6 protein-coding genes, 1 tRNA gene and 1 pseudogene are annotated in these 7,286 nt (G+C 59.9%); 7 read left to right on the top strand and 1 reads right to left on the bottom strand.

Translation table 11 applies throughout. From position 1 onward, the window contains the following. From AC1DVH_RS23785 to AC1DVH_RS23755, 7 genes and pseudogenes are all read left to right on the top strand, one after another. Positions 1-2,125, top strand: a 2,125-nt coding sequence (locus AC1DVH_RS23785; RefSeq protein WP_477755884.1) for a carboxyltransferase domain-containing protein, incomplete at its 5' end; no start/stop codon positions are given. A 25-nt stretch (positions 2,126-2,150) separates the two neighbouring features. Further along, positions 2,151-3,929: an allophanate hydrolase gene (gene atzF / locus AC1DVH_RS23780; protein WP_477755883.1), complete on the top strand. Its 1,779-nt coding sequence runs from the start codon at positions 2,151-2,153 to the stop codon at positions 3,927-3,929. Between the two features lie 143 nt (positions 3,930-4,072). Continuing rightward, a pseudogene (locus AC1DVH_RS23775) lies at positions 4,073-4,195 on the top strand (hypothetical protein); the annotation flags it as partial. Beyond that, the gene (locus AC1DVH_RS23770; RefSeq protein ID WP_477755882.1) at positions 4,182-4,397 is read left to right on the top strand and encodes a cysteine-rich CWC family protein; all 216 of its coding nucleotides are present in this window, start codon (positions 4,182-4,184) and stop codon (positions 4,395-4,397) included. The pseudogene AC1DVH_RS23775 and the gene AC1DVH_RS23770, both read left to right, overlap by 14 nt. A 36-nt stretch (positions 4,398-4,433) precedes the next feature. Beyond that, positions 4,434-5,126, top strand: coding sequence for a pseudouridine synthase (locus tag AC1DVH_RS23765; RefSeq protein WP_477755881.1), 693 nt, complete (start codon positions 4,434-4,436; stop codon positions 5,124-5,126). Between the two features lie 313 nt (positions 5,127-5,439). Next, positions 5,440-6,324, top strand: coding sequence for an alpha/beta fold hydrolase (locus tag AC1DVH_RS23760; protein WP_477755880.1), 885 nt, complete (start codon positions 5,440-5,442; stop codon positions 6,322-6,324). Between the two features lie 179 nt (positions 6,325-6,503). Beyond that, a tRNA-Gly gene (locus AC1DVH_RS23755) sits at positions 6,504-6,577 on the top strand. Positions 6,578-6,737: 160 nt separating this feature from the next. On the opposite strand, the gene AC1DVH_RS23750 is transcribed toward AC1DVH_RS23755, so the two are convergent. Next, positions 6,738-7,286 (bottom strand): sulfatase-like hydrolase/transferase (locus AC1DVH_RS23750; RefSeq protein ID WP_477755879.1); only part of this gene is annotated, 549 nt, incomplete at its 5' end.

The following is a 7,286-nucleotide window of genomic DNA, read 5'->3' as shown; positions in this document are numbered from 1 at the left end:
GGAAATCACCATGAGCGGGCCGTTGCTGCGCTTCAATTGCGAGACGGTAGTAGCCGTGACCGGCGCCATGATTCCATTGCGGCTCAATGGCGAAAGCGTACCGATGAACACTGCGCTGATGGTTCCGGCAGGCGCCACCCTGAGCCTCGGCACCATTGTCGGAGCCGGTGCCCGCAGCTATCTGAGCCTGCATGGCGGCCTGCAAGTGCCGGATTATCTGGGCAGCAAAAGCACCTTCACCCTTGGCCAATTCGGCGGCCACGGTGGCCGCGCCTTGCGAGCCGGTGACGTATTGCACCTGTCAGCCCTGAATGACCACAGCGCCGGTCAGCAACTGGCTGAAGATCAGCTCACCGAACTGCCTGCGGTTCGGCGAATTCGAGTGATTTACGGCCCCCACGGGGCTCCGGAATATTTCACCGAAAACTACATCGGCACCTTCTTCGCCACGCAGTGGGAAGTGCATTTCAACTCCAGCCGCACGGGCGTTCGCCTGATCGGACCGAAGCCTGAGTGGGTGCGCGCCGACGGAGGTGAAGCCGGTTTGCATCCGTCGAACATCCACGACAATCCGTACGCGATCGGCGCGGTGGATTTTACCGGTGACATGCCGGTGATCCTCGGCCCGGATGGTCCGAGTCTCGGCGGGTTCGTGTGCCCGGTGACGGTGATCGAGGCGGATCTTTGGCAGTTGGGGCAGCTCAAGGCGGGGGACAAGGTGCAGTTCCTGCCGGTCGATATCAAAACTGCCCGAGCCCTCGCCTTGAAATGGGATCACTGTAGGAGCTGGCTTGCCAGCGAAAACGGTGTGTCAGCGACATCAATGTTGACTGACAGGGCCCCTTCGCTGGCAAGCCAGCTCCTACAAGGGGTTGTGTCGCCTGTGGTATTGGATTTGGGGCGGGACGACACGCGTCTGGTGGCGAGGCTCTCGGGCGACACCCACCTGCTGCTGGAAATCGGCGCCCCCGAACTGGACCTCGTCCTGCGCTTCCGCGCCCACGCCCTCATGCAGGCGCTGGAAAGCAAACACCTGCACGGTGTGATCGACCTCACCCCCGGCATCCGCTCACTGCAAATCCATTATCAGCCCGAGCAACTATCACTACCGGATCTGCTCGGCATCGTTGCCGGCGAATGGGACGCCGTGTGCGCAGCCAAAGACCTGCAAGTACCGTCGCGCATCGTGCATCTGCCGCTTTCCTGGGACGACCCGGCGTGCCAGCTGGCCATCGAGAAATACATGACCACCGTGCGTAAGGACGCCCCCTGGTGCCCGAGCAACCTGGAGTTCATCCGCCGCATCAACGACCTGCCGAACCTCAATGAAGTGCGACGCACGGTGTTCGACGCCAGCTATCTGGTGATGGGCCTGGGTGACGTCTACCTCGGCGCACCGGTCGCCACCCCGCTCGACCCGCGTCATCGCCTGGTCACCACCAAGTACAACCCGGCTCGCACCTGGACCGCGGAAAACTCGGTGGGCATCGGTGGCGCCTACATGTGCGTCTACGGTATGGAAGGCCCCGGCGGTTATCAGTTTGTCGGGCGTACGTTGCAGATGTGGAACCGCTACCACGACGTTGCCGCGTTCGATGGCAAACCGTGGTTGCTGCGGTTTTTCGACCAGATCCGTTTCTACCCGGTCAGCGCCGATGAACTGCTGCGCATTCGCCGGGATTTCCCCCTCGGGCGCTTCGACCTGAACATCGAGCACAGTCAGTTGAACCTTGCGGATTACCAGGCGTTTCTGGCGCAGGAAGCCGAGACCATCGACGCGTTTCGCGATCAGCAAAAAGGCGCATTCAATGCCGAGCGCGAACGCTGGATCGCCAGCGGCCAGGCGCATTTCGACAGTGAAGAACCGGCCCCGGAGACGACCGAAGAGACGCCGCTGGCCGGCGGCCAACAGAGCGTCGACAGCCACATCGCCGGCAACCTCTGGCAGGTTCAGGTCGAGGTCGGCAGCCGCGTCGAGGCCGGTGACGTGCTGGTGATCCTGGAGTCGATGAAGATGGAAATCCCCCTGCTCGCGCCGATGGCCGGCGTGGTGCGCGAGATTCGCGTGCAACCGGGTTCTGCGGTGCGCGCCGGACAGCGCGTCGTGGTGCTGGAACTCGACTGAACCCATTTTGAAAAGGACTCATGCCATGAACATCAATCTGCAACTCGACGCCGTGCGTGGCGCTTATCGCGACGGCCGCACCACGCCACGACAATTACTGCTGCAACTGCGGGACAAAGCCGCTGCGCTGAACCCGGACTATCACCTGTTCATCCACTTGCTCAGTGTCGATGAACTGGAGCCCTACCTCGCCGCCCTCGACGGTCGCGACCTCGACAGCCTGCCGCTGTACGGCGTGCCGTTTGCGATCAAGGACAACATCGACCTGGCGGGCATTCCGACCACGGCGGCGTGCCCGGCATTTGCCTATGTGCCGGAGCGTTCGGCGACCATCGTCGAGCAACTGCTGGCCCTCGGTGCAATTCCGTTGGGCAAGACCAACCTCGACCAATTCGCCACGGGGCTCAACGGCAGCCGCTCACCGTACGGCGCGTGCCCCAACAGCGTGTTGCCGGAATACCCGTCGGGCGGTTCCAGCGCCGGTTCGTCGCTGGTGGTGGCGCTCGGGATCGCGAGTTTTTCCCTGGGCACCGACACAGCAGGCTCCGGGCGTGTGCCGGCGGCGTTGAATAATCTGATCGGCCTGAAAGCCACCAAGGGCCTGATCTCAACGGCCGGCGTCGTACCGGCCTGTCGTACGCTGGATTGCGTCACCACGTTCACCGCCACCGCGCGGGAGGCCAGTCAGTTGCTGGCACTCACCGCGCGCCTCGATCCACGGGACGAATACAGCCGCAGCAACCCGTTGTGGAACGACGGCTCGGCGTTCGGCACACCGCGGCCGTTCCGTTTCGGCGTGCCGCGTGCGCAGGACCTGCAATTTTTCGGTTGCCCTGAAGGCCCGCTGTTGTTCGGTGATGCCATCGACCACCTCAAGGCCTTGGGTGGCGAAGCGGTGGAACTGGACCTGTCGCCATTTCTGGAGGCCGCCCGCTTGCTCTATGAAGGCCCGTGGGTGGCCGAGCGCTACAGCGTGGCCGGTGAGTTGATGGCGCAAAACCCCGAGGCCRTGTTGCCAGTGATTCGCGCCGTATTGGCCAAGGCGCCCGCCGTCGACGGCGTGCAAACCTTCCGCGCCCAATACCGCCTGCAAGCGCTCAAAGCCCTGTGCGACAACGCGCTGGAGGGCCTCGATTGTGTCGTCACGCCGACCATCGGCCGCCCGGTGACGCTGGCGGAACTCGAGGCCGAACCGGTGCTGCGCAATTCGGAACTGGGCTACTACACCAACTTCATGAACCTGCTCGACTACGCCGCCGTCGCCGTGCCCAGCGCCTTCATGGACAACGGCATGCCCTGGGGCGTGACGCTGTTTGGCCGGGCCTTCACCGATCAGTATCTGCTGAGCGTGGCGGATGCCTTGCAGCGTCAGCAAGGCTTGGCCGCAGCTGCACCGGCGCCGGTCGCACGCCATGATCGGGCGCGGCTGGTGGTCTGCGGCGCGCACCTGGACGGGCTGGCGTTGAACTGGCAGCTCAAGCAGCGCGGTGCCCGGTTGCTGGAATCGACATTCAGCTCGCCGGACTATCAACTCTATGCCCTGGCCGGCGGCCCGCCGTTTCGTCCGGGCATGGTCCGCGTGAAGGATGGCGGCGTGGCGATTGCGGTGGAGGTCTGGGAGCTGCCAAGCCGTGAACTCGGCTCGTTCCTGACCGGGATTCCGGCACCGCTGGGGCTGGGCAAGGTGCAACTGGCGGATGGTCGCTGGGAGAGCGGGTTTATCTGTGAGGCGTATGGGCTGGAGGGTGCGGTGAACATCAGCCACTTTGGCGGCTGGCAGATGTATCTGAAAACACTGCTGTGATCTTTCGATTCGCTGGCAAGCCAGCTCCTACAGGGTTAGCGCAGAACTGGTAGGAGCTGGCTTGCCAGCGAAGGCATCAGCCCAGGCACCGCGGCACCTGGTCCCAGCCGATTTACCCTATGAATCCAGCAGTTATTTCCCCACAGCCCGATGACACCTTGCACAGCCTGCTGTCACGGGCGGATCATGCGATGTATCGGGCCAAACAAAGTGGCCGCAACCGAACCTGCGTAGAGAAGTCTCACTCCGTCCATGAACCAGCCTGATCTCTGCCCCGCCTGCGGCGCCCCCAACGACTGCACTCTGGCTGACCCGCGAACCGCCGACCGCGCCTGCTGGTGCTACGGCGTCAGCATCGACCCGGCGGTGCTCCAGGCGCTGCCGACGGAACTACGCAACGCCTCGTGCCTGTGCCCGCGTTGCGCCGAAGTCGAGACGCAGTTGCAAGCAGCGCCCGAATCGTTCTAGTAAGATGCGCGCCCCTTTCCTCACTGATCCTTAGTCATGCGCGTCGACCGTTTCCTCAGCAATCTGCCGTGCTTCAACCGTAAGCAGGTACGCCTGTTGCTGGTGGAAAAACGCGTCAGGGTTGACGGAAAAGTCGTCAGCGACCCGCACAGCGAAGTCCGCGAATTCAGCCGCGTCGAAGTCGACAACGACGTGCTGCAAGTCGGTAAACCCCTGCGCCACTTCATGCTGCACAAACCTGCCGGTTGCGTCAGCGCTACCAAGGACCCGCAGCACCCGACCGTGCTCGACCTGATTCATGAACCGGACAAGGAAGAACTGCACATCGCCGGACGCCTGGATTTCAATACTACCGGTCTGATGCTGATCACCAACGACGGCAGCTGGTCGCGACGCTTGACCCAACCACAGACCAAACTGCCCAAGGTCTATTACGTCGAAACCGAACAGGACATCGGYCCCGAATACGCGATCAAGTTCAGCGAAGGGCTGTACTTCGCCTTCGAAGACCTCACCACGCAACCGGCCGGGCTAGAGCTGCTCGGGGCAAAATGCGCACGCCTGAGCATCGTCGAGGGCCGTTATCACCAGGTCAAGCGCATGTTCGGCCACTTCAATAACAAGGTGATGCGCCTGCACCGCGAACGCATGGGGCCGTTGGTGCTCGATGACACGTTGGAACCGGGCGAATACCGCCCAATGACCGATGAAGAGATCGGATCGGTCTAAACACGCGACCGCTGAGCAGAAGTTGTAGAACAATTTACCAACAGCACTTGCGCGATGACGTGCCCCCTGCTTGAATCAGGACGTCGGCCGAAATGTGACCGATGAGTCACCCCATACTTCTAAGAAACTTTTTGCCGATAGGAACCCAAGGGTTCCGGCCTCATCCGGCAGACTGCCCGCCAATAACAATACCCGTCGACCGGACTGCAATGGATCGACATGGGCCTCTCAAATTCCAGGCGTATGCCTACCTGTCACAAAGCTCGTGCAATCTCTATTTGCGCGCATACCCGCTTGCCAGGAGTCTTATGACATGAGGCCAGAAATCGCTGTGCTGGATATACAGGGTCAGTATCGGGTTTACACGGAGTTCTATCGCGCAGACGCCGCAGAGAAGACCATTATCTTGGTCAACGGCTCGATGGCCACGACTGCGTCGTTTGCACAGACCGTGAAAAACCTCCATCCGCAGTTCAACGTCGTCTGCTACGACCAGCCCTACGCGGGCCGGTCAAAAGCCCACAACCTGCATGAGAAAATGCTCACAAAGGAAATCGAAGGGCAGATCCTGCTTGAGCTGATCGACCACTTCGCCGCCGAGCACGTGCTGTCGTTTTCCTGGGGTGGCGCCGCGACCATGATGGCGTTGTCGCAACGACCACGGCGCATCGAAAAAGCCGTGATCAGCTCGTTCTCTCCGGTGATCAACGCACACATGCTCGACTACCTCGAGCGCGGCGTCGAACACCTCGGCAACCTGGACCGCGACCGGGTCGGACACCTGGTGAACGACACCATCGGCAAACACCTGCCGTCGTTGTTCAAGCGCTTCAACTATCGCCACGTCAGCTCCCTGGCCGAACATGAGTACGGGCAGATGCACTTCCACATCAACGACGTGCTGCACAGCGACCGCCAGTGCTACCTGCACGCGGCGAAAAAAATCGACGTGCCAGTGCTGTTCCTCAACGGCGAATGGGATGAATACACCGCCGCCGCCGACGCCCGGTTGTTCGCCAGCCACGTGCAACACAGCACATTCAGCACCCTCCAGGCCACCGGCCACTTTCTCGACATGGAGCACAAAGCCGCCTGCCGAGACAGCCGCAACGCACTGATGGGCTTCCTGAAACCTTCACAACACGAAAGCCGACCGCGTTACCACTACGTCCAGGACCACCATGCATTGGCAATCTGAAATAGAGTCATCGCGAGCAAGCTTCGCCCCGCAGCGTTAATCGCATTTCTGTAGGAGCGAGGCTTGCCCGCGAACGACCGCCATGCGGTCCGGGCAAGGTTTAACCTGGGCTAAACCCGTCTGACGCAAAGAAAAACTTCATTTCCACGCGCACATCTGGTACAAAGTCACCGCTCTGAGCGGGTGTCGTATAATGGCATTACTCCAGCTTCCCAAGCTGATAACGAGGGTTCGATTCCCTTCACCCGCTCCACTATTTTCAAAGCTTCCAGCAGCGTCCGTACGCATCGTCAACGAGTTGAGGGACACATTGGGGGACGTTTAGTCTCACCATCTAGCGGCAGACCAAATCCTCCCTTCGCCATACCGCCACGCCACTTCATGTTGCCCCGTCGGAAAACGATCTGGCCGGTCTAACGCGCATCAAAATCAAACGTTGGAACATATTCTGAGCCGAGCAGGTGTGGACATTTCGATGTCACAAAATCATCACTTAGCAAATCATTCGAACTCTTGTATTCACTCGTGAGAATGCCAGTGATATTCAAAAGCGTATGCGACAAGGACGAAATGCTAGCTCTTTGATTTTCCCTTTCCTTTAACTTTGAAAGCTTGAGCGCTTGCTCGCTTGAAATATTATCGGACGCCCAGACAAACGCCGAAACCAACATATCATACTTATTGCCAATTCCATGACCCAACAGCCCTCGACTATCATCCATGATATTTTCGCCATGGTCCGATGAATAAAACAATATCGATGGTCTTTGACTCAATTTCAATTGATCAATAATCGAGCTTAACAGCCAGTCCGTATACAAGATGGAATTATCATAATCCGCGGCGATTTTATCTTTTACGCTATTGCTTGACGGCTTGAATTTTTTGAAGTCATCTGGATACCGGCGCGAGTACTCGAAATGACTGCCTTTGATATGGATAAATATGGCTTGTTTTTGCGT

It is taken from the genome of Pseudomonas sp. P4_C3 (assembly GCF_056402075.1).
The sequence above is the reverse complement of the archived record's forward strand: the minus strand, read 5'-3'. Positions and strand labels throughout refer to the sequence as shown.